The organism is Paenibacillus durus, from assembly GCF_000756615.1.
Taxonomy (GTDB): Bacteria; Bacillota; Bacilli; order Paenibacillales; family Paenibacillaceae; genus Paenibacillus_AQ; species Paenibacillus_AQ durus.
Genome location: NZ_CP009288.1, coordinates 2,909,296 through 2,930,059 on the forward strand (window position 1 = coordinate 2,909,296; position 20,764 = coordinate 2,930,059).

General features: G+C 53.1%; 23 protein-coding genes. 13 read left to right on the plus strand and 10 right to left on the minus strand.

Features of this window, described 5'->3' with window-relative positions; all coding sequences use genetic code 11:
- The first annotated feature begins 245 nt into the window (after window positions 1–245).
- The gene (locus tag PDUR_RS12435) at window positions 246–728 is read left to right on the plus strand and encodes a GNAT family N-acetyltransferase (protein ID WP_042206548.1); all 483 of its coding nucleotides are present in this window, start codon (window positions 246–248) and stop codon (window positions 726–728) included.
- Between the two features lie 11 nt (window positions 729–739).
- Here the strand turns inward: PDUR_RS12435 and PDUR_RS12440 are convergent, their stop codons facing one another.
- Window positions 740–937: a hypothetical protein gene (locus tag PDUR_RS12440; protein ID WP_042206549.1), complete on the minus strand. Its 198-nt coding sequence runs from the start codon at window positions 935–937 to the stop codon at window positions 740–742.
- Between the two features lie 79 nt (window positions 938–1,016).
- Here PDUR_RS12440 and rpiA point away from each other — a divergent pair, with 79 nt between their 5' ends.
- The 7 genes from rpiA (at window position 1,017) to PDUR_RS27295 (ending at window position 7,640) form a co-directional block, all read left to right on the plus strand.
- A complete protein-coding gene (rpiA, locus tag PDUR_RS12445; protein ID WP_042206550.1) occupies window positions 1,017–1,694 on the plus strand; it encodes a ribose-5-phosphate isomerase RpiA in 678 nt (225 codons plus the stop codon).
- A 2-nt stretch (window positions 1,695–1,696) separates the two neighbouring features.
- A complete protein-coding gene (locus PDUR_RS12450) occupies window positions 1,697–2,152 on the plus strand; it encodes a VanZ family protein (RefSeq protein WP_042206551.1) in 456 nt (151 codons plus the stop codon).
- Window positions 2,153–2,159: 7 nt separating this feature from the next.
- A complete protein-coding gene (locus PDUR_RS12455; RefSeq protein ID WP_042206552.1) occupies window positions 2,160–2,600 on the plus strand; it encodes a GNAT family N-acetyltransferase in 441 nt (146 codons plus the stop codon).
- Between the two features lie 160 nt (window positions 2,601–2,760).
- The gene (locus PDUR_RS12460) at window positions 2,761–3,213 is read left to right on the plus strand and encodes a MarR family winged helix-turn-helix transcriptional regulator (protein WP_042206553.1); all 453 of its coding nucleotides are present in this window, start codon (window positions 2,761–2,763) and stop codon (window positions 3,211–3,213) included.
- Window positions 3,210–6,371 (plus strand): MMPL family transporter, encoded by a 3,162-nt coding sequence (locus tag PDUR_RS12465; protein WP_042206554.1) that lies wholly within the window; start codon window positions 3,210–3,212, stop codon window positions 6,369–6,371. Before PDUR_RS12460 ends, PDUR_RS12465 begins: the two co-directional genes overlap by 4 nt.
- Before the next feature lie 199 nt (window positions 6,372–6,570).
- Window positions 6,571–6,915, plus strand: a complete 345-nt coding sequence (locus PDUR_RS12470; protein ID WP_042206555.1) for a PadR family transcriptional regulator — start codon at window positions 6,571–6,573, stop codon at window positions 6,913–6,915.
- A complete protein-coding gene (locus PDUR_RS27295) occupies window positions 6,912–7,640 on the plus strand; it encodes a hypothetical protein (protein WP_052410200.1) in 729 nt (242 codons plus the stop codon). Before PDUR_RS12470 ends, PDUR_RS27295 begins: the two co-directional genes overlap by 4 nt.
- A gap of 87 nt (window positions 7,641–7,727) precedes the next feature.
- Here PDUR_RS27295 and PDUR_RS12480 read toward each other — a convergent pair whose 3' ends face one another.
- The gene (locus PDUR_RS12480) at window positions 7,728–8,399 is read right to left on the minus strand and encodes a tetratricopeptide repeat protein (protein ID WP_042206556.1); all 672 of its coding nucleotides are present in this window, start codon (window positions 8,397–8,399) and stop codon (window positions 7,728–7,730) included.
- Between the two features lie 735 nt (window positions 8,400–9,134).
- Between PDUR_RS12480 and PDUR_RS29155 the strand changes: the two genes are divergently transcribed.
- Entirely contained in the window at window positions 9,135–9,305 is a 171-nt protein-coding gene (locus PDUR_RS29155) for a hypothetical protein (RefSeq protein ID WP_169744910.1), read from the plus strand.
- Between the two features lie 100 nt (window positions 9,306–9,405).
- Here PDUR_RS29155 and PDUR_RS12485 read toward each other — a convergent pair whose 3' ends face one another.
- Window positions 9,406–9,615 (minus strand): hypothetical protein, encoded by a 210-nt coding sequence (locus PDUR_RS12485; RefSeq protein ID WP_042206557.1) that lies wholly within the window; start codon window positions 9,613–9,615, stop codon window positions 9,406–9,408.
- Window positions 9,616–9,834: 219 nt separating this feature from the next.
- On the opposite strand from PDUR_RS12485, the gene psiE reads away from it, so the two are divergent.
- Window positions 9,835–10,242, plus strand: coding sequence for a phosphate-starvation-inducible protein PsiE (gene psiE, locus PDUR_RS12490; RefSeq protein WP_042206558.1), 408 nt, complete (start codon window positions 9,835–9,837; stop codon window positions 10,240–10,242).
- A gap of 282 nt (window positions 10,243–10,524) precedes the next feature.
- A complete protein-coding gene (locus PDUR_RS12495) occupies window positions 10,525–11,883 on the plus strand; it encodes a hypothetical protein (RefSeq protein ID WP_052410201.1) in 1,359 nt (452 codons plus the stop codon).
- On the opposite strand, the gene PDUR_RS12500 is transcribed toward PDUR_RS12495, so the two are convergent.
- A complete protein-coding gene (locus PDUR_RS12500; protein WP_042206559.1) occupies window positions 11,878–13,215 on the minus strand; it encodes a DUF2252 domain-containing protein in 1,338 nt (445 codons plus the stop codon). The two genes, PDUR_RS12495 and PDUR_RS12500, sit on opposite strands and share 6 nt — an antisense overlap.
- A 242-nt stretch (window positions 13,216–13,457) precedes the next feature.
- Between PDUR_RS12500 and PDUR_RS12505 the strand changes: the two genes are divergently transcribed.
- Together PDUR_RS12505 and PDUR_RS12510 are read left to right on the plus strand one after the other, a co-directional pair.
- On the plus strand, window positions 13,458–14,402 hold the full coding sequence (locus tag PDUR_RS12505; protein ID WP_042206560.1) for a nucleoside hydrolase: 945 nt from the start codon (window positions 13,458–13,460) through the stop codon (window positions 14,400–14,402).
- A 79-nt stretch (window positions 14,403–14,481) separates the two neighbouring features.
- A complete protein-coding gene (locus PDUR_RS12510; protein WP_042206561.1) occupies window positions 14,482–15,432 on the plus strand; it encodes a methylenetetrahydrofolate reductase in 951 nt (316 codons plus the stop codon).
- A 143-nt stretch (window positions 15,433–15,575) separates the two neighbouring features.
- Here PDUR_RS12510 and thiE read toward each other — a convergent pair whose 3' ends face one another.
- The 6 genes from thiE to PDUR_RS12540 all read right to left on the minus strand — a co-directional run bounded on the left by thiE (window position 15,576) and on the right by PDUR_RS12540 (window position 20,719).
- Entirely contained in the window at window positions 15,576–16,259 is a 684-nt protein-coding gene (gene thiE, locus PDUR_RS12515) for a thiamine phosphate synthase (protein ID WP_042206562.1), read from the minus strand.
- Window positions 16,256–17,080: a bifunctional hydroxymethylpyrimidine kinase/phosphomethylpyrimidine kinase gene (thiD, locus tag PDUR_RS12520; RefSeq protein ID WP_042206563.1), complete on the minus strand. Its 825-nt coding sequence runs from the start codon at window positions 17,078–17,080 to the stop codon at window positions 16,256–16,258. Before thiD ends, thiE begins: the two co-directional genes overlap by 4 nt.
- Before the next feature lie 32 nt (window positions 17,081–17,112).
- Window positions 17,113–17,904, minus strand: coding sequence for a hydroxyethylthiazole kinase (thiM, locus tag PDUR_RS12525; RefSeq protein ID WP_042206564.1), 792 nt, complete (start codon window positions 17,902–17,904; stop codon window positions 17,113–17,115).
- Between the two features lie 244 nt (window positions 17,905–18,148).
- Window positions 18,149–19,204, minus strand: a complete 1,056-nt coding sequence (locus PDUR_RS12530; protein ID WP_042206565.1) for an ABC transporter substrate-binding protein — start codon at window positions 19,202–19,204, stop codon at window positions 18,149–18,151.
- On the minus strand, window positions 19,204–19,977 hold the full coding sequence (locus tag PDUR_RS12535) for an ABC transporter permease (RefSeq protein WP_042206566.1): 774 nt from the start codon (window positions 19,975–19,977) through the stop codon (window positions 19,204–19,206). The genes PDUR_RS12530 and PDUR_RS12535 overlap by 1 nt, the downstream gene beginning before the upstream one ends.
- Window positions 19,958–20,719: an ABC transporter ATP-binding protein gene (locus PDUR_RS12540; RefSeq protein WP_042206567.1), complete on the minus strand. Its 762-nt coding sequence runs from the start codon at window positions 20,717–20,719 to the stop codon at window positions 19,958–19,960. The genes PDUR_RS12535 and PDUR_RS12540 overlap by 20 nt, the downstream gene beginning before the upstream one ends.
- Window positions 20,720–20,764 lie beyond the last annotated feature (45 nt).

Sequence of the window (20,764 nt, forward strand, 5' to 3'; positions counted from 1 at the left end):
TTTTGATTATCTCAAACTAACTTTTATAATATAGATATCGCTTTCATGCTGAAGGCCGGATGATCTATGGAGCCAGTTCGCTGCCGGAATGGGAGAAGACCGGCGAGATCGTGCGAATGGTCAAAAAAGCACATTTTTTGCAGAAAAAAATCGCCGTTTGGCGTAAGAGGCATTTTCGCCCGAGGCTCGCCCGTGTTAATATTAATCGGTATGGCTAATTCCGTTAAGTGACGGCGGAAAGGAAGATGGAAGTGGTTAACACCGAAGTGGAATATGTAATTGTGGACTCCGGCAATCCCGATCTGCGGCGTTTGATCGCTAGGCTGGACGAGGAGCTTCTGGAAAGATATCCGAAGGAGCGGATTTACGGGGTCGATTTCGATCATCCTGACGTACGCAGGATAACCTTTGTTGTCGCGTACTGCCAGGGTGAAGCGCTTGGCTGCGGAGGAATCCGGCCGCTGGAGGGCGTGGAACCGTCTGCGGTCGAGCTGAAGCGGTTCTTCGTGGACCGGAGCCGCCGCAAGCTGGGAATTGCCGCCGGGATGCTAAGATACCTGGAAGGCCGGGCGCGCGAAGCCGGATTCCGTGAAATGAGGCTGGAGACGGGCAGCGAGCAGCCGGAAGCGATAGCGCTCTATATGAAGCACGGCTACCGGCCGATTGAACGCTACGGACCTTATACGGATGATCCGGCTTGTCTCTGCTACGGTAAAAGTCTGGTCTGATTCTTAGGTCGTCAGACGTGATATTTGCCGGCCGGCTCGTTCAGTACCCATTCCAGCATCATGATGATATCGTCCAGCCGGGCAAGCTGCGCTGTCAGACCCGCACGCCCGGGATCGTCATCCTTTAAGGGAGCGATACGCGATTCCAAAGATTTGCGCTGGAGTTTCATCTCGTTAATTTTGGATTTGATCTGATTTTCGGTTCTCATCCGGAAATCCTCCTGAAAGTAATGAAATTAGGCAATACTCAGTACTAACTATTATAACGGCAAATAGGGGTGTAACCAAATGAACGCGAAGCAGTTGGCGGCAGAAGCGGCGGTTGAATATATACAGGACGGAATGAAGGTTGGACTCGGCACAGGGTCCACGGCCTATTGGGCAATCCGCAATCTGGGCGAACGCGTCGCCGAAGGATTGAAAATAACTGCGGTCGCGACTTCACGCGCTTCGGAGCAGCAGGCAAAGGAGCTTGGCATCCCGCTCGTGTCTTTTGGCGAGATCGACCGCCTGGACGTGACTATTGACGGCGCGGACGAACTGGACGGAGAGCTTCAGCTCATCAAAGGCGGAGGCGGAGCGCTCCTGCGGGAGAAGATTGTTGCAAAAGGCAGCGACCGGATGATTGTAATCGCCGATGAGAGCAAGGTGGTTAAGACGCTCGGAAAGTTTCCCCTGCCAGTAGAAATCGTGCCGTTTGCCTGGGAATGGACTGTAGCGGATCTGGCAAAGCTCGGCTGCGTTCCGGAGCTTCGGCAGGGCGGTGCAGACTTATATAAGAGTGACAATGGAAATTACATAGCGGACTGCCGGTTTGAAATCATAAAATCTGCTCCCGAGCTGGCTCTGGCTCTTCAGTCTATTCCCGGTGTGGTCGAGCATGGCCTGTTCATCGGTATAGCGGATATGGCGATAGTCGCAAAAAGCGACGGAAGTCTGCAAATCATCAAAAGCGGAACAGCGTAAGCATGTTCATTCCCCGGAAAGTCTGGGTAAGGAGAGCTGCGGCAGCGTGCCTTATCTTGTATTCCGCCTGCCTGCTTTACTGGATGTTCCTCGGCTTTGGCCGGACTGCGCGCTATAGCCAGCCTATGCGGTACAGTCTTGTCCCGCTGAGAACGATATGGTATTATCTTTCGGCCAGCGGTAAAATGCCAGTATCCGCGCGGCTGGTCAATCTGCTGGGCAACGTTGCCGTCTTCGTGCCTTTTGGCATACTGATACCTGCGGTCACCAGCAGACTGCGGTCGGCCGCCGGTCTGGCTGTCCTGTGTATCCCGTGCATTACGGCGCTCGAGATTCTGCAAATGCTGCTGCGCGCCGGGAGCTTTGACGTAGATGACATCCTGCTTAATTTGCTGGGAGTGTGGGCCGGCTTCGGACTGCTGCGGCTGCTCTGCAAAATGAGGACAAGGAGATTGTGAATTAGAGATGCTTATCGATATTAAATCCAAGCTGGATTCTCCTGAGGTGGAGGAATTATTGTCATACGCCGTCATATCCGATACTGGCGAACTCGAATCGGCCCGCGCGGAATACAGGTCGGAAGCCGCCCTCCAGCTGTACGGCTGGGAGGATGAGGAGCTGCTGGTCGGCCTGATCGGCTTTGAAGAGACCGAGGACGGCTCTATCGATATCCGGCACATTGCCGTCCTCCCGGAGAATCGCGGAAAAGGCTATGCGCGCGGGATGATTTTGGAGCTGCTAACCAGCCGAAATCCCCGGTATGTAATCGCTGAAACCGAGGACGAGACGGCGGCTGATTTTTACCGGAGTTTGGGCTTTATGGTGTATTCTCTGGGAGAGAGCGGCTCCGGTATCGAGCTGCTTCGCTGCGTGTACGAGGTGGAGGATTCAGAGGACGAAGAATAAGGTTTAGGGGACTTCCCGCATGTCATCATGGCGATGGCATACAGGAGGTCCCTTTTTTCGTGCGGACCAGACTTAAGCTTGACTTTTCAAACGGAACGAAATATAGTTTTATAATGAAACTGTTCTACTGACGAACTATTTACAGAAGGAGGCGATTATTTTGGATGATGAGATCAAACAGTGGATTTACCGCTACATTGACGCCTATCATACGGTTACCCGGCGGATCAACGCCCGGATCAGGGAAAGTATTGAAGAGGGCCTGACGAGTGAGCAGTTCCAGATTCTCAGGCTGATCGACGGGCAGCCCTTCTGCACCTCGACTTATCTGTCGGAAGCTTTATGCGTGGGCAAAAGCTCCATTACCGCAATGATCAACCGGCTGGCGGAGGCGGGCATCATTAAGCGGACTCGGGACGAGAACGACCGGCGGCTTGTTTATCTGGCGATCAGTGAGAATGGGCGCGCCATATATGAAACAGCAGAAGAAAAAGTGCTGGAGGTTATCTCGCCCTACTTGATGAACTTCGATAAGGACAAGGTCGAGCAGTTTATCACCATGTTCGAGAGATTGGCGGAATTAATACAGGAATCGGGAGGAAGTAACGAATGAGAGGCATTTTGAAAGCAAGATGGGTGATTATCGCGGTATGGCTGGCGGCTGCTGCTGCTCTGGTCATGACCGCTCCGTCATTCTCCGATCTTGTCCGGGAAAAGGGACAAGTATCGGTTCCCCCGGGCTACACATCCTCCAAAGCGTCCCAGATTCTGCGGGAAGTGTCCAATGCCAAAGGCGGAGAAACGCTTCACCAGGTAGCGCTTGTATTCAACAGGCCGCAGGGTCTGGGCAAGGAGGAGACGGAGAGCATCCGCCTTGGAGTAGAGAAGCTCGCAGCCAACAAAGAGGAGCTTGGACTCGACAGCATCACGGACCCTTTTTCCCAGAAGGCGTTAAAGGATACCCTGATTGCCAAAGATGGCAAGACAATCTTGGTCGCTCTCTCAGTAAAGGGCGGGGACGATGACGTCAAAGCGCTGCCGGATAAGGTGGATGCTCTGCTGAAAGATGTGGACGCCGATCATTACCTGACTAGCGAGGGTTTGATTAACGAGGATACGATTCTCAGTTCTGAAGCGGGACTCAAGAAATCGGAATACATTACGGTCGTCTTTATTCTGCTGATTCTGTTCGTTGTGTTCCGTTCAATCGTTGCCCCGTTCGTGCCGCTGCTGACGGTGGGGCTAAGCTATATCGTTTCACAGTCCATTGTGGCATTTCTTGTAGACCGGTTCGATTTCCCGATCTCCACATTCACGCAAATCTTCATGGTGGCGGTCATGTTCGGCATCGGGACCGACTACTGCATCCTGCTGATCAGCCGGTTTAAAGAAGAGCTGGCAGCTTCGGAAGATACCAGAACCGCCATAATTGAGACGTACCGCAAGGCGGGCGGAACGGTGTTCTATTCCGGTCTGGCCGTGTTTGTCGGCTTCGTCGTCATCGGTCTGTCCAAGTTTATTCTATACCGTTCGGCCGTGGCGGTCGCCGTCGGAATCGCGGTGATGCTGCTTGCGCTTATTACAGTGGTGCCGTTCTTTATGGCGGTGCTGGGCAAGAAGCTGTTCTGGCCGTCACGCGGCAGTCTGGAGCACAGTGAAAGCCGGATTTGGGGAGCGGCAGGTTCTTTTTCCTTTAAAAGACCTTGGGCGGCGCTGATGATCGTGGCGGCTATCGTGCTTCCTTTTCTGCTGACCTACAGCGGCAAGCTGTCGTTCAACAGCCTGGAGGAAATTGGCGACCGCTACGCGTCGGTCAAAGGCTTCGATATTATCGCGGACAGCTTCGGTCCGGGCGAATCGATGCCGGGCAAGATTGTGATCAAGAATGATGACCGCATGGACAACGCGGAATATATGGGGCTCGCCGAGAAAATCAGCCGCGAGGTTGAGCAGGCGGGCGGAGTGAAGACGGTTCGCAGCATGACCCGGCCGGCCGGAGAACTGATTAATGATTTCCTGATTCCGACACAGGTCGGAACATTGTCGGAGGGCCTTGACAAGAGCAGCGAGGGCCTGGACAAAATTCAGAGCGGCTTGTCGGATGCCAGCAACCAGCTTAAGCAGAATGAGCCGAAGCTGACGGAGGCCGCTTCCGGAGCGGAACAGCTCGTAACTGGTACGGCCGAGCTGAAATCAGGGATTGCCGCACTGGGAGACGGCCTGACCCGCATCCAGCAAGGCATTGAGAGCGGATCTGCGGGAGCGGGCGAGATCAAGAGCGGACTTGCGCAGGCCGCTGCGAGCGCGCAGCAGCTGGCGGATGCCCACAAGAAGCTGCTCGCCGGATATAAGCGGATCGGCGGAGGTCTGGATGCGCTGGACGGAGGCATCGGTCAGATTCAGCAGCAGCTGTCCGGTGTAGCGGCTGCACTGAACGGGCTTGGACCAAGCTTTACCAGTCTTGAGGGAAGCCATCCCGAACTGCTGCGGGACGCAGACTACCAGACCATCAAGGGGACAGTCGCCAAGACCGGTGATGGAGCGGCCAAGCTTGCGGCCGGGCTCGGCCAAATCTCGGCTCAGCTGAAAGGCGTCGCGGCGGGGATGGACGAAGCGAACGCAGGCTATGCCAAGGCTGCCGCCGGGCAGGATGCGCTGGCGCAGGGGCTGGACAAGCTGGTGTCCGGCATCGCGCAGCTTGAGTCCGGTCTGAATCAGGCAGCTAGCGGGCAGGCTCAAATTGTCGGCAAGCTTCCATCCATAACAAGCGGGCTGGACGAGCTGCAGGGCGGGCAGAAGCAGCTTGCGGATGGCTTCGGCGAGCTGAACGGTCAAATCGGCGAGCTGACGAAGGGACTCAGCGACAGTGCGGAAGGTCTGAAGCAGATAACGAGCGGCCTTGGCTCCGCGCAGGATTATCTGAACCAGGTCCAGGCTGCCGGGAACGACGAGCTGAGCGGATTCTTCATTCCGGCGGAAGCGCTGGAGTCGGATGACATCCAGCAGGTCTTCGACAACTATTTGTCCGGCGACCGCAAGGTGATGACAATCGACGTTGTCTTTGCCGACAATCCGTACAGCACTGCCGCTATCGATAAGGCGGACGATATTCTGGCGGCAGTAGACCGGGCGGTCAAGGGCACGAAGCTTGAAAATGCGGAGGTGGCTATGAGCGGGGTAACAAGCAGCTACAACGACCTGCAGACCATTTCCAATGCGGACTATTCACGGACGGTTATGCTGATGCTGGGCGGTATTTTCATTATTCTCGTCTTTTTGCTCCGCTCTGTCATCATGCCGGTCTACCTGATCTTATCGCTTGTGCTGACCTACTTTACGGCGATGGGCGTAACGGAAGCGATCTTTGTCAATCTGCTGGGATATTCCGGCATTACATGGACGACTCCATTCTTCAGCTTCGTTATGCTGATTGCGCTTGGCGTCGATTACAGCATCTTCCTGATGGCGCGCTTTAACGAGAATCAAAGCTGGGATATCAAGGACGCCATACTGCACGCGATGCGTAACATGGGTACTGTCATTTTGTCGGCGGTGATCATTCTCGGGGGTACTTTCGCTTCGATGTATCCTTCGGGCGTGCTGTCGATGATGCAGATTGCCACCGTCGTGCTGTCGGGCCTTGTGCTGTATGCGCTCCTGTTCCTGCCGTTCTTCGTGCCTGTCATGGTGAAAATCTTCGGCAGAGCCAACTGGTGGCCGTTCGGAGTGAAGGAGCCGGAGGGAGCGCCGGACCGCAATCTTCATATGTAATATTGATGCGAGCCAAAAATCCGTTTCGCACCGGCTGTTTAAGCGGTGGGATTCAGCCAGCCTTCGGGCTGGCTTTTTTCGTTGCAACCCGCGTGTTCGATGATCATTAGCAACCCGGCACTCGCATATTGACATTGGAATAAATTAGGTGCAGACTATACTTAGTAATACTAAATAATAAGGTTAGCAAGGTGATGTGATGAGCGATCCGGCAAGCCAGCTTAAGAAGGGGGTTCTGGAGATCCTGGTATTGCATTTGCTAAACCGTGGAAATCTGTACGGATACCAGTTGATCAGCGAATTGGATGAAAGAAGCGATGGATATTTCAAGCTTAAGGAAGGGACTCTGTACCCCGTGCTGTATCGTCTGGAAGACTCCGGACTCGTGGAGAGCTACTGGGAGCAGGGCACTGGCAAGCGCGGAGTCCGCCGCAAATATTACCGGATCACCGCAGCGGGCAAAGCTTGGCTGCAGGAAATGACCGGAGAGCTTGCGCTGTTTTATCATTCCATTTACAAGATTATGGGAGATGAGAGGTTATGAGCCAAAGATTGAAGCTCTACGTCAGTGAAGTAATGGCGGGAATTGATGCGGATCCTGGCACAAAACGAAGAATTGCAGAAGATTTGCTAACTTCATTAACGGAAAGGGCGGAGCGCAGCAGCGTCGAACGTGTGCTGGCCGAGTCGGGAGCGCCCAGGGAGATGGCTAAGGATTATATGAGCGGTCTGTATGGAACTGAAGCCGGTCCGGGATATGGTGACAATCAAGCGCCTAATTATGGATACGGTCCGGATTCCGGCGATTATTATGAATATAAATCCTCGTTGACGGTGTTTGATTTACCTCTGGTACATATTAAAATCCGCAGACGGGGCTGGTTCTTTGGAGGGGCGCCTGCGGTCGCCAAAGGGATCATTGCTATCGGCGATGTGGCGCTCGGAGCTTTTGCCGTCGGGGGAATCGCGGCAGGCGGAATTACCATCGGAGGATTGTCTGCTGGAGTCCTTGCGCTGGGGGGAGCCGCTGTCGGGGCCGTTGGGGCAGGCGGAGCTGCCGTGGGCCTCCTTGCTGTCGGCGGAGTAGCAGTGGGGAAGATAGCCCTGGGGGGTCTCGCCATCGGCAAGATCGCCATCGGCGGCAGCGTAATCGGAAAGTATACCTTAAGCGCTGCAGATTCCGGCTCCTTCACGCTGGAGCAGTTTCGCAGGCTGCTGGAGGAAGTCTACCCGCGTGCGGCTGACTGGCTGCGCAGCTTTAGATCCTAGCCGGTTGTGGCCGATGACGAACAAGAACCTCCGCTAATGCCGTGGGAGAGGCAGCGGAGGTTCTTAGATATTGCGCCGGATTCAGTGCTAGCTTATTCTTCCGAAGAAGCTGCGCAGAGCCCAGCCGCGCTCTTGACGCTTCTTGTATCTCGGCAGCGAACGGTAGACGTCGATGGACTCGGTAAAAGCTTGTTTCGCTTCAGTACTCTGGCCGAGCGCCTTGTACATCGAGCCGAGCAAATAATACGCTTCGCTGGAGGAAGACTGAATCTCCTTGAACTCGTGCAAATAATGCAGCGATTTATCGCGGTCACTGTGCCGGAAGCCCTCCGCAAGCCGGAGATAGGGTTGACCGTACTGCACTCGCTGGTTAATCTCCAGTCCGCGCAGCATCTGGCTTTCCCCTTCCTCCAGCTGTCCAAGCTTTATATTCGCATATCCCAGATCGACCCAATATTCGGCGGACTGCTCGTAGCGGTCCCCTATTTGCAGCAGAAGCTCTTGCGCTTCCCGGAATTTCTTACGTTCGGCCAATAGACGGGCCAGCTCGAACTTGGAAGAAACATCATTGGGGTTAAGCGAGATTTGAGTGCGTAGTCTGGAGCCTTGTCTTGCTCTGCGAAAAGGCCGGGCGATACTCGGGAAGATCCCCACATAACGGCGGTCGATAAAATACAGCACCGCAAGCAGGATAATCAGCGCGAGAAACGGATTCCCCACCAAATTCCACAGAAGCATAAAACCGATAAATTTAACCATGATTTCCCTCCAAAAAATAGTGATGCACGTATGCCTGCAATAGGCAATAATTCACATTATTATATCATCCTTTTCATCGGCAGAAAATGGCAGCCGTAATTGCGGCCATCGCTTCGATTGCAACTGCATTGGGGAGCGATGAGCAGAATATTGCAGAAAAAACCTGCGGCGGTACATCTTTTTATCGTCATCAACCTTCAACTGTATAACATACCTGAAAAAGTGCAGTTTTTTCCCCGTTCAATCCTAGATTCAGTCACTATAGCCTGAAATGCCTGTACGATGGCAGGAATTCCCTGCTCACAAACACTTTCGATGAAAAAACCTGCACTATAGCTGTTTTGCAAGTCGCTGCGCTTAAAATCACGATAACTTGATATTGCCCTTCTACGCCAAAGCTTCCACATATCGGGGTTAGGACCTCTTACTCATACGAATGTACCATCTTATCCTGTGATAACTTACCCCCACAAAAATCCGCGTCCCATGGCTCGGATCATTGTTCATAGTTCATTTGTCTGCTCCTGGTAAGCCGAAAGAACGGTTTTGCGCTGAATCGGGAAACTTGTTGCGCTTCGCCGCGTCTACAGATTAAAGCAAATTTGACAGGCTGCAATACGGTGTCTGTGACTATGCAGCTATTTTTCCGGAAATCCATAAAAAATGTTTAAGAATGGAAAGAATCGGGTAATAACAACGCAAGCAAGGAGCGAATATCAAAGGAGGCCGAGGGCAGTGATCATATCGGTACATAACATTATGGCATTCAATGAGCAGTACTTCAGACCACATCCATCTGTCGCTCAAAAGCGGGATATCGTCAATGATAAAAGCCAGAGCTTTCAGGACATCCTCAACGAGAAGATGAGCTCCGGCGGGGCAGGTTTGAAAAAGAATAATCGGTAAACCCATAATAATAGGCCGGTGACCCGCTGTGATGGCGGACCGCCGGCTTTTTGCTGTCCAGCGCATCATTCGCAGACGGCCGGCCCCTTTTCTGCATAATCTACCTTACCTCGAAGAACTCACAGTCTCTTCGCGAGTAGTAGGTCAGGTCGCTCACTTTTGACTGGATGATAACGTCCGTATCCGTGAAGCGGATCACCGTCGCGCCTGAATTGATCAAGTGATCGTTCTGGAACACGCGGACGGGCAGCTGCCGTTCCATCGCCTCCTGAAAGTCGCGGTCGGTAATCAAAGGTCGGTTAATCGGCATAAATAAAGTTCCCCTTTTGGCGTAATAATGGGCAATTGAAAGGTACAACCAGTATACCCGCGAACGGTCCGCAATGCCAGTTTGCCCGTAAACCACGCCTCAACCACCGGAAAAATTCATATCAAGAGCCCTCTCATAATTCCGTGTGTGAACATAAACTTGCTTTGAAAACGAAATCTCCATTATACTTGTGGAAACTTTCAGGCGGGAGGTGATCTTGTGAAGACAAAAAATAATATCGCGTACATTCCGATTATTCTGCAATGGACACTTAATGCGGCGCTGGTCGTATTAGCAATTATCCTTGTCATCCTGCTTGGTAAGGAGACGATTTATATTTTCGGCTTTATCAATGATGGCGAGCATCTGACCAAAATAGACTTGCTGGAGGCTCTGCTGATTTATTTTTTGTATTTCGAGTTCATTGCCCTGATTATCAAGTACTTTGAAGCGCACTATCATTTCCCGCTCCGTTACTTCGTCTATATCGGCATTACGGCGATGATCCGGCTGATTATTGTCGACCATGAAAGTCCGTCGGACACATTGATTTATTCCGGGGCGATTCTGGTGCTGGTCGTCACACTGTATATCGCCAACAGCAAGCTGCTTAAGAGGGAAAGCTGACGAGACGTTATAATCACCATTTATTTTGGAACAGAATTCTTACCAAATAGGGTAAGGGGACTGTTCTTTTTTTATTCCATTTACGAATAGCGCGTATCCATTTCCGAATTGCTGCTGAGTATGCAAGCTTATCACCTCGGGATAACGAACAACACGGAAATGTTCTTCGTGTATGAAAGCGTAATCTATAATGTTTCTCTATATATGAGCCGATTTCTTATAGTATACTTTATGGATTAACGAATATGGACGGCAATTCAATGAACAGGGGAATTATAGGAGATGGCATTCAAGCTAAAAGCGTCTTGGCCGGTACTGTACACGGCTCTATTTATTTTGTTTATAGCGGAGGCGTTTACGAGATCGCGCGGTCTGCTTGTGACGGAAGGCGTTCTGGTCATCCTCTGCCTGGCGGTATCCTTGCCTTCGGCTCGAATGATGTTCAGGGTAATCAGTCTGCTCTTTCTGGCAGCGGGGATAGGCTGCGTCTTGTGGAGCGGAGGCGGCATCACCTTGTTACTGGAGAACATGTCTTCGAATGTAATGCTATTCTCGCTGCTGTACGCGCTGCCCTTCATTAACCGGGTCATTGTCGTCGGCGGTTACGGACGGCAGCTTAGCCGCTGGGTGAACGCGAGATCAAGCAATATGGGGCATCTCTTTGCACGGTCCGCAATAGTCAGCTATGTGCTGAGCCTGTTTCTGTTCCTGGCATCCATTCCGCTTGTTTACTTCGTGCTGGACAAGCATTTCCATAATATGAATTCCGGGGTCAAGAAACGGTTTATGAGTATGTCGATTCTTCGGAGTTTCGGCGCCATCGGGCTTTGGAGTCCCGTGGAGCCGATCGTAGCCATGGCTTCGCTGCTGACCGGAGCTGCCTATTTTCAGCTGCTCCCGGCCATGCTCGGGATTTCGCTGTTTCTGCTTGCCGCCAGTGCGGTACTGGGGTATTTCCGGTTTCGGTCTATTCCGCTCAAGGAAGAACCGGCCGCGCCGGACAGGCTGCCGGACATCTCCAAATTCTTTTCGCTCTTTGCCGGACTCACGCTCTTGATCGCTTCGGCTTACGGCCTGCAGTCCCTGCTGAAGCTGTCTTTCTTCGAGGCGATGACACTGGTGATTATTCCGTTCTCTTATCTCTGGGCGGCTGCGCTGCGCAGGCTGGGACGGTTCGCCGCAGCCTCGCGCGCGCAGTGGAAGCCGAGCCTTTCCGGGCTGCCGAATCTGCTGGTGCTCTTCCTGTCTTTTGGTTTTTTCAACAAGGCGGTTGCGGCAACGCCGCTGCTGGTCCGTGTGGCGGATTCTATTCAGGGCATTGCGCATACGCCCGCGCTGCTGTTTTTGTTTATTCTGGCTGTGTGCCTCCCGCTGCCCATCCTCGGCGTGCATCCTTATGTCATTATGGGACTCTTCGGTGTAGTGCTGCAGCCGATCATGGATGAGATTAACCCTGTCGCCGTCGCCGTTGTGCTCATTACCTCCTGTGCCGCTTCGGCGGTTATGGGCACTTATAATACAACAGTCACCATAATGAGCGGGCTTATTCATGTGAATCCTTACCGGATTACCTGGTGGAATGCCGGCTTCGGGCTTCTGTTCGGTCTAGCCGGTTTCGCCGCAGGTCTGCTGCTGTTATGATCCATGGACGCCCGTTTCCGCCCACTCCTTGAACAGCTTATAATCGATCTCTACCTGGTCGGCATAGGCGGCGGCCCAGTGCGATAGATGGCGGGCGAGAGGGTTGGGGTCCGGTCCCATTGCTCTGGCGATTTCTTTCTCGCTATGATAGGGGAGAAGACCTTTATTCACGTCGGCGTCCGCCCTGGCGTGCAGCTTGGCCGTGAGCCGAGCCATGATTATAAGTGTGCGCTCCATGTCCTCGAATGAATCGATTTCCTCAAGCTTGATTCTTTTTTTGTACGGCGAACGCTCTCTGACATAGAAATGCCGGTCATCCATTGTGAAGAAGCCGAGGTAAGGATCGGCCTTATGATGCATGGCCTGCTGGGTTGCCGTGACACGCTTGCCCTGATGCCCGAAATAATGCCAGAAGGACTCTGAATACGGCATGAAATAGGCTGGAACCGGGACGCGCACCTCTTTTGCCTCCAGAACCGCATCCTCTGCGCCCTTTTGTCCCTCACCCTCGATCAAAATATAATAGCGGTCCAATCCGATCGATGCCGTTCCTGAACCGTGCTTCACTGCGATATCCTTGATTTTGTAATGTTCGGGAGCTTTTTTACGGGAATTCAGCGTATCCTGATAGAACGGCCAAGCATGCTCCAGCATCTCCTGTTCGGCCGCGCCGGGCACTTTCAGCTCCTCTGTTTCAAGGAATATCCGGTCATCCTGCATGAGCGAGGTCACTTTGTCCAGAAAATGTTCCGCCTTGCGCTTCTCCAGCTTCTTCAGCAGCTTCTTGACCGGTCCTTTGGCCGAATCCTCATCGATGATGAATTTGCCCGGATCATCCTTTCCATCGCAAAAGGCCTGAATCTGCTTGTAATATTCCTTTACATACGTTTCGATGCAGTCCCACTGTTCTTCAAGGCTGTAGCCGAGCTGTCGGCAGACTAGCGAAATGCTGACGGACATCCGCAGGAGGTCGTAGAGGTAGGAGCCCACATAGCCTTCGTCAAAATCATTGACATCATAGACAAGATTCCCGTCTTCGCTCCGAAAAGCGCCGAAATTCTCGAAATGCAAATCTCCTTGAATCCAGGTGGGGCGCTCAGGAGAGGAGTGGTAGGGGAAATACTGGCGTGTAGCGTCAAAATAGAACAAATAGGCGCTTCCGCGATAAAAGGAGAACGGACTCAGCAGCATTTTATTGTATTTTTCCGCTCTGTCGCCGTTGCCAAGCTTCATAATCTTACCGTCAAACTCATTAAAAACCGAGATCAGCGCTTGCTGCCGCAGCTTTGTGCGTGTGCGAATGACTCCCTCGGTAATGCTATTGTCGATCATGCGGGACCTCCCTAACAGTTGTTTGTATCTATCGTAACCCGTTTGTTTTTATTTGGCAAAAAGATAGAGGATGCTATATAAGCTCACATCTATTCAGTTTTTAAGCAAAATTGTTTATAAACTATTCATTCCTTGCTATAATAGGCTTCGATTGAGCAAAAATTCATAGATTCAAGTGCAGCAGATGGCACATTTTATTACAGGAGAGCTGCTGAAATTAATCGGATGGAGTGGGGAAATACATGGATAAACGTAAAATACTGATGATAGACACCGATACAGCTGGCGATGATTGCACCGCTCTGCTGCTGGCGCTTCGCTGGCCGGGAGTGGAAGTCAAGGCCATTACAACGGTTGCGGGCAATATTCCGCTGTCTTTGTGTACGCGCAATGCCCTGACCACGCTGGAAACGGCGGAGCGTCCTGATGTGCCGGTGTACCCCGGCGCAGTTAAACCGCTGATGCGGGGACTGTTCACAGCCGAGCATGTTCATGGCCATGACGGGATGGGCGGCTCGAACTTTCCCGAGCCTTCGCTGAGGCCCCGGGAGGAGCATGCGGCTAACGCGATTGTCCGGCTGATCAACGAGCATCCAGGTGAAATCGAGATGATCGCGCAGGCGCCGCTGACGAATCTGGCGCTCGCCTATTCGCTTGATCCGTCCATTGCCGGAAAGCTGAAGCATATGTGGGTGATGGGCGGAGCGAATAATTATATAGGCAATGACAGCCCGGCAGCGGAATTCAATTTCCTCGTCGATCCTGAAGCGGCGCATATCGTTGTTCATGCCGGTTTCAACCTGACGATGGTCGGATGGGATGTATGCCACCGGCAGCCGGTCATGGCAGAGGAGCATCTCCGCTTGATTGAAGCCATGGATACCGAATTCGCCCGTTTCTACTTGAAGGTGCTGCGGACCAATATGGAACGAGGGCTTAAGCAGCACGGGTATCGCCGGCTGTCCCATCCAGATACGCTTACCGTCGCCATGGCCATCGACAACCGGGTCATGGCCCGGTCGAATCGCTTCTACATCGATGTGGAGCATAAGAGCGAGCTGACCAAAGGCTACAGTCTTGTCGACCAGAACAATATCCTAAAAAAGGAGCCGAATGCCGAGGTGTGCCTTGAGGCCGACCTTGAGCTGTTCCGGGAGATGGTATTTTCGCTGATGAAGCAGCGGTGACATATAAAAGGATTTGAGAAATGTAAGTTGAATTATTATATTACGATGTAATTAATTGAGAGATTGGCAGGTTAAAGATATGGAGAATAGGTTGAAAGACAAAATAAGGAATAAAGAGACCGGCATTTTAACATATGGAATGACGCCGCCGAAGGCAACCCATCCCCCGGAAAAGATTGCAGAAATTTCACAAAAGCAATGTGAAAGAATTAAAGATTTGGACATAGACGCCTTAATTCTTTACGATGTTCAGGAGGAAGCGGATCGAATTGAACAAGAAAGACCTTTTCCCTATTTGTCGACCATTGACCCGACTACGTATAGTAATGTGTATCTAAACCCATTGTCCGTTCCGAAAATTATTTATCGCTGCGTGGGCAAGTATTCTGAACCGCAGTTGGTGGATTGGCTAAAATCAGATATGGATCAGGACAGGTTTTCTGTGTTTGTGGGAAGTTCCTCCAGTCAGCAAGAGGTTAAATTGGATTTGACAGAAGCCTATCGTTTAAGCAAACAACATAATCGGGGTTTAACTTTTGGGGGAGTCGTCATTCCTGAAAGACATATGAAAAAGAATGATGAGCATATACGGGTCGCCAATAAAGTAAAAAGCGGATGCAGTTTTTTCGTATCACAGGCAACTTATGATGTAGAGGCGTCGAAAAATTTCTTGTCTGATTATTTTTACTATTGCACAAATAACGGGCTTGAAATGGTACCCATATTATTTAATATCGCACCTTGCGGCTCACCCAAAACGTTGGAATTTATGAAATGGCTCGGCATAAGCATTCCGAAATGGCTGGAGAACGACTTGAAATACTCTAGTGATGTATTGGACAAGTCGATAACATTGACTCAAAAAATCTTTGCGGAACTATTGGAATTTGGATTGGAGAAGGGAATACCTGTCGGATGCAGCGTAGAGAGTGTTTCAACTAGAAAAGTAGAAATAGAAGCATCAGTCCAACTGGTTAAAGATATCAAATCGATCTTGGATAACAAGCTGAGCCGAGCCGCTGTAATCTAAGCTGGACAAGCTGCCGACAAAACGCAAAAATGACATTCAAACCGTTGTTGGTTGGAATGTCATTTTTTGTATAGTTATTGTTCCTCGCTAGAGCGAAACAAATGGAAGACGAATGATCCGCTGCGGGCCTGCTAGGTACCGGTTTACCGGGCGGCAAGCTGGGCAAACACCTCCGCCGCTTCCTGCGGATGATCGGCCCCGGCAATGGCCGAAATGACCGAAACGCCGTCCGCGCCTGCGGCAAGAACGGGGGAGGCGTTGGCTGCGGTAATACCGCCGATGCCGACTAGGGGAATGGTAATTCCTTCTCTGCGTAAATTCTGGATCAGAATCGTGCCCTGTACCGGTCTGGCGTCATCCTTCGAGGATGTGGGATAGACCGGGCCGATTCCGAGATAGTCGGCCCCGTCGTCAATCGCCTGCCGCACCTCCTCGGGTGTATGCGCGGACACGCCGATGATCTTACGGCTGCCCAGCCGCTCACGAAGAACCCGCGCAGGCTCGTCGTCCTGGCCGACATGCACGCCGTCCGCGTCAAGCTGGATCGCCAGGTCGATATCGTCGTTGACGATAAAAGGCACGCCGTGATCGCGGCATATCGCCTGAAGCTCCCGGGCCAGATTAACCTTGGCTTCGCCGATAAGCGCGCCGGGACCTTTTTCGCGGAATTGAAAGATCGTAACCCCTCCGGCAATCGCCTCCGTAAGCACTTCGGCTGCCGGTCTGCGGCTGTTGACGCTGCCCATAATAAAGTACACCCGAAGATGTGCCCGCACCGCTTCGCTATCCAGCCTGCCGTCATTTGAGATGGCGTCACGTTCGTTCATCGTTTCTCCTTCCCTTCTGCGCGCAGCCTGCGGCCGTATGCAAAATGATTGGTCGGCCCGTGTCCCGCCCCGATGCCAAGGCCGTCTTCGATCGCTGCCCGGATAAACGCTTTGGCGGTTCGGGCGGCTTCCTCTGCCGAATGTCCCTTCGCCAGCTCCGCCGTCAGCGCGGCGGAATAGGTGCAGCCCGTTCCGTGCGTATGCCGGGTGTCGATGCGGGGACTCTCCATGTATATGAAATCCTTGCCGTCATACAGCAGATCCGTGACGACGCCGTCCCCGCTGCCGTGGCCTCCCTTAACGACAACATAACGCGAACCCATTTGCGCGATTCTTCTTGCCGCTTCCTCGCAGTCTGCCAGGCTGGCAATCGTCATATCGGCAATGATTTCCGCTTCCGGAATGTTCGGCGTCGTTACAAGTGCAAGCGGAAGCAGATGCCGGATCAGAGACTGCACCGCTTCCCGCAGAAGAAGGGAGGACCCTCCTTTGGCAACCATAACCGGATCTACGACCAGGTTATTCCATCCGTATTGGCGGATTTTATCGGCAGCGGTCCGGATAATTTCTCCGCTGAACAGCATGCCGGTCTTGAGCGCATCCGGGGTCAGATCCTCGCCAATGGAATCGAGCTGCTGCGCCACAGCTTCCGGATCAAGCGGGTACACGCCCTGAACCCCGAGCGTATTCTGCGCCGTTACCGCAGTCAGCGCCGACATGCCGTAAACGCCCAGCTCCTGAAACGTCTTAAGGTCGGCCTGGATGCCCGCGCCTCCGCCACTGTCCGAACCGGCAATTGTTAACGCCTTGTATACGTTCATATTTGTTCGTCTCCCTTGCTGGAAATTTCGGGTTAAACTTCGCGGATTCTCGACAATTTTCCGTATTCCTCCGGCGTAAGAAGAGAGAGCTGATTCAGAAGTTCGATCTGGAAGCTGCCTGGACCCTGTTCAGCCGTCTTGGCGGCGGCGATTTCAGCAGCGACTCCGTAGAAGGAGAGGGCTTCCGCAGCCGCTTCCAGCGGGGAATCCCCGGCAACCGCCAGAAAAGCGGCAACGACGGAGCTGAGCAGGCAACCGGTTCCGGTTACTTTGGTCAGAATGGGGTGGCCGTTGGCAGCGATATACGTTTTGTTACCGTCGGTGATAATATCCTCTTTGCCGGTAACAATGGCGATACATCCGAGCTTTTTCGCCGCTTTTTGGGCCACTTCGACATGATCGCCGTCGCCTGCGCCCGCGTCCACTCCTTTAATGGACCATTTCTCCCCGATGACATTGGCAACCTCGGCCACATTGCCCCGCAGTGCGGTAATCTTCAGTTCGGAAACAAGCCGATGCGTCACTTCCGTCCGGTAGGCGGTAGCGCCCGCTCCCACGGGATCGAGCACGACCGGGACGCCGTGTTTGTTGGCAGACTGGCCAGCCAGCAGCATAGCCTTAATGGCGTGATCGTTAAGCGTTCCGATATTAATCAGGACAGCGCCGGACATTGCAGCGACATCCGCCACTTCTTCATGCGCATCCGCCATAAACGGCGAAGCTCCCAGAGCGAGCAGGCCGTTAGCGGTAAAGTTGGTGACGACGATGTTGGTAATGTTGTGGATGAGCGGATTGTTTTCCCGAAGCTTGGTTATGAATGACATTTGGAATTCCTCCTAATTTGAGTATATATAAGATGAACTTAAGACTTTTCTATCAGATATCAGTCGTAACTACGAGGAATGTTTGGACTTCCGGCCGCTGTTGTCTCCAGATTTCTTGATTTAAAACCGCTCTTGGCGGTTGAAATCCGGAGACAAAGGCGATCGCTATCGCTCCTACAGTTCCAAACTTCCCCTTCGTTCCTTCTTCCCCTGATGTCATTTTTTCAAGTTCATCTTATATAGTTTATAGATTTATAAAAGCGTCCTCGGCCTTAATATCCGCAGGCAGCAGTCCGTTCTCCGTCAGCCACTGACGCACTTTATCCCAGCTTTCCGCATCCTGAACTCCGAAATCTTTATCTCCCGCGTCCATCAGCGGCAGCAGGACACTTAGGCTCTGCTTCTCAATCTCTTTGTCGAGTGGAGCGGTCCCGTCTTCATGCGCCAGCAGGATGGACAGCGCCTCATCGGGATGCTCTTTTACGTAGGTCTGGCCTTCCCGCATCGCCGTCAGAAACTTGATGAAGTCGTCTTTATGCTGACCGATTCCCTCGTCGCTGGCAACAAGCACAAGCTCGGAATAATCCGGCACGCCATATTTCGCCGGGTCGATAGAGTTTACGGGATGGCCTTCTTTTTGCAAAATGAGCTGCTCATGATTGATGAAACCGCCCATAATGGCATCGGTCTGTCCGGTGGAAATGGCCGGGATCAAGTCATAGCCCACATCCACGAAATTAACCTTCTCCGGATCTCCGCCGTCGGCCTTGACCATCGTCTTAACCATCGCCTCATACAGCGGAATGGAGGAATAACCCACCGATTTACCGGCCAAATCCTTAGGGGTATGTACGGAACTGTTCGCAGGCACCATCAGGTGAGTCAATGGATGACGGACAATGGAGGCCAGCGCTTTCACGGGGATTTTCTCCCCCCGGGCCATCAGCACCTGCGGCTGGTAGCTTAGCGCCAGATCGACCTTGCCTGCGGCGACGAGCTTCAGCGCATCATTTGTGTCCGCCGGCATCTGGATTTCCACATCAATTCCCTGTTTGGCGAAAAAGCCCTTTTCCTGAGCGGTGTACAAAAAAGAATGCACGGCGTTCGGGTACCAGTCGAGCATAAGCGTCAGCTTGTGCGCGGGCTCCGCCGGACTTGCCGCTTGAGAAGCGGTAGGCGAAGGAGAGGCAGGAGCCTTGGAGTCGCCGGATGGCGCAGAGCCGCCGCAAGCGGCGGTTACCAGAAGAAGCGAGATAGCAGGCAGGACCATTATAGCTTTAATACGGGTAAAAAAATTCATCAATAAGAACCTCTTTTCTTAAGAATCTGATGCTCCAGCAGCCGGACGGCCAGGAACAGTACTACACCGAGACCCGACAGGAGAGCGATCGCGGCGAACATCTCGGCGCTGTGCAAGCTTCCCGCCATCCGGCGGCTGTAATAACCTAGTCCGCGCGTTCCCCCAAGCCATTCTCCGATGGTTGCGCCGATCACGCAGTACACCACCGACAGCTTAAGCCCCGAGAAAAAGGAGGGGAGCGCAAGCGGAATGCCGATCTTGACCAGCAGCTGCCTGCGGCTTGCGCCCATGGTCAGCAGCAGCTCCTTGTAGGCGCCGCCGCTTTTGGCGAGTCCGTCGTAGACGCCGACAACGACCGGAAAGAACGCGGTCAGAAAGACGACGGCGACCTTGCTCCACAGCGAATAACCGAACCACATAATAAAAATGGGGGAGAGCGCAATCAGCGGAATCGTCTGGCTGATGATGATAAAGGGATAGAGCGCTTTTTCCAGCGCCTTGGACAGGTGCATGCCGATCCCGAGCAAAATGCCGCCAACCAGCGACATCAGGCAGCCGACCACTACTTCTTCTAAGGTGGTTGGCAGATGCGTACCCAACAGCAGTCCGGTGTTCTGTACCAATGCGGTCCAGATCGAGGAGGGCGCAGGGAGGATAAAGGACGGAACATATCCTGAGCGGACGGCCGCTTCCCACACAGCGAGAATTAGCAGCAGCAGGAGAAGGAAGGCTCCGTAGCGGCGTGATCCTTCCTTAAACGGTGCGCGTTTCATACAGCCTCCGCTCCAACTCGGCCCGTAAAGAGACAAAGCCAGGCTCGTAATTCATTTCCAGCCGCCGGGGTCTTGGCAGTCCCACGTTCAGCTCATGAAGGGGGCCGGAGCTGCTAGGCGGCATCAGAAAGATGCGGTCACTGAGCAGAATGGCCTCCTCCAGATCATGCGTGATGAACATAACCGTTCGCCCAAGCTCTCCCCACAGCTCCAGCAGCCAGCGGTGCATGTCCCGCTTCGTCATGGCGTCAAGCGCGCCGAACGGCTCATCAAGCAGCATCAGCTTACCGCCGGTCATAAGTGTCCGGAGAAAAGCGGCCCGCTGCCGCATCCCGCCGGACAGCTCATGCGGATAGGCAAGCTCATAACCGGCGAGTCCGAAACGCTCCAGCATGTCTAGGACCGAGGCCGCTGCGCCCTTGCCCGCCCGGCCCTTGATCTCCAGCGGCAGCAGACAGTTGTCCAGCACAGTACGCCAAGGCATCAGCAGGTCCTGCTGAGGCATGTAGGCGATTTGGCCGAGCCGGTTCTCACCGCTGGCGCAGCCTTGCAGCGTGATTTCTCCCTGCGCCTTGGCAAGCAGTCCGGCTATCGCTTTGAACAGCGTGCTTTTGCCGCAGCCGCTGGCACCGATAATGCTGACGAATTCACCCTGGCGGATCGTTAACGAAAGATCGGAAAATACCGGCTTCTGCTGCGGAAACGAAAAAGTAAGCCGGCGGAGAGATAAAAGCTCTTCGATAGTCGGTCAACCCTCCTTAACATGAATAAAGACCCGTCCATTTCA

Bases quoted from the DNA above. Each gene is read 5' to 3' on its own strand.
- PDUR_RS12450 (WP_042206551.1), top strand. From the start codon at position 1,697: ATGTTCATTCCCCGGAAAGTCTGGGTAAGGAGAGCTGCGGCAGCGTGC.
- PDUR_RS12510 (WP_042206561.1), top strand. From the start codon at position 14,482: ATGGAGAATAGGTTGAAAGACAAAATAAGGAATAAAGAGACCGGCATT.
- PDUR_RS12435 (WP_042206548.1), top strand. From the start codon at position 246: ATGGAAGTGGTTAACACCGAAGTGGAATATGTAATTGTGGACTCCGGC.
- thiD (WP_042206563.1), bottom strand. From the start codon at position 17,080: ATGAACGTATACAAGGCGTTAACAATTGCCGGTTCGGACAGTGGCGGA.
- thiM (WP_042206564.1), bottom strand. From the start codon at position 17,904: ATGTCATTCATAACCAAGCTTCGGGAAAACAATCCGCTCATCCACAAC.
- PDUR_RS12505 (WP_042206560.1), top strand. From the start codon at position 13,458: ATGGATAAACGTAAAATACTGATGATAGACACCGATACAGCTGGCGAT.
- PDUR_RS12470 (WP_042206555.1), top strand. From the start codon at position 6,571: ATGAGCGATCCGGCAAGCCAGCTTAAGAAGGGGGTTCTGGAGATCCTG.
- PDUR_RS12465 (WP_042206554.1), top strand. From the start codon at position 3,210: ATGAGAGGCATTTTGAAAGCAAGATGGGTGATTATCGCGGTATGGCTG.
- PDUR_RS12530 (WP_042206565.1), bottom strand. From the start codon at position 19,204: ATGAATTTTTTTACCCGTATTAAAGCTATAATGGTCCTGCCTGCTATC.
- PDUR_RS12495 (WP_052410201.1), top strand. From the start codon at position 10,525: ATGGCATTCAAGCTAAAAGCGTCTTGGCCGGTACTGTACACGGCTCTA.
- PDUR_RS27295 (WP_052410200.1), top strand. From the start codon at position 6,912: ATGAGCCAAAGATTGAAGCTCTACGTCAGTGAAGTAATGGCGGGAATT.
- thiE (WP_042206562.1), bottom strand. From the start codon at position 16,259: ATGAACGAACGTGACGCCATCTCAAATGACGGCAGGCTGGATAGCGAA.
- PDUR_RS12440 (WP_042206549.1), bottom strand. From the start codon at position 937: ATGAGAACCGAAAATCAGATCAAATCCAAAATTAACGAGATGAAACTC.
- PDUR_RS12455 (WP_042206552.1), top strand. From the start codon at position 2,160: ATGCTTATCGATATTAAATCCAAGCTGGATTCTCCTGAGGTGGAGGAA.
- PDUR_RS12500 (WP_042206559.1), bottom strand. From the start codon at position 13,215: ATGATCGACAATAGCATTACCGAGGGAGTCATTCGCACACGCACAAAG.
- PDUR_RS12485 (WP_042206557.1), bottom strand. From the start codon at position 9,615: ATGCCGATTAACCGACCTTTGATTACCGACCGCGACTTTCAGGAGGCG.
- rpiA (WP_042206550.1), top strand. From the start codon at position 1,017: ATGAACGCGAAGCAGTTGGCGGCAGAAGCGGCGGTTGAATATATACAG.
- PDUR_RS12535 (WP_042206566.1), bottom strand. From the start codon at position 19,977: ATGAAACGCGCACCGTTTAAGGAAGGATCACGCCGCTACGGAGCCTTC.
- PDUR_RS12480 (WP_042206556.1), bottom strand. From the start codon at position 8,399: ATGGTTAAATTTATCGGTTTTATGCTTCTGTGGAATTTGGTGGGGAAT.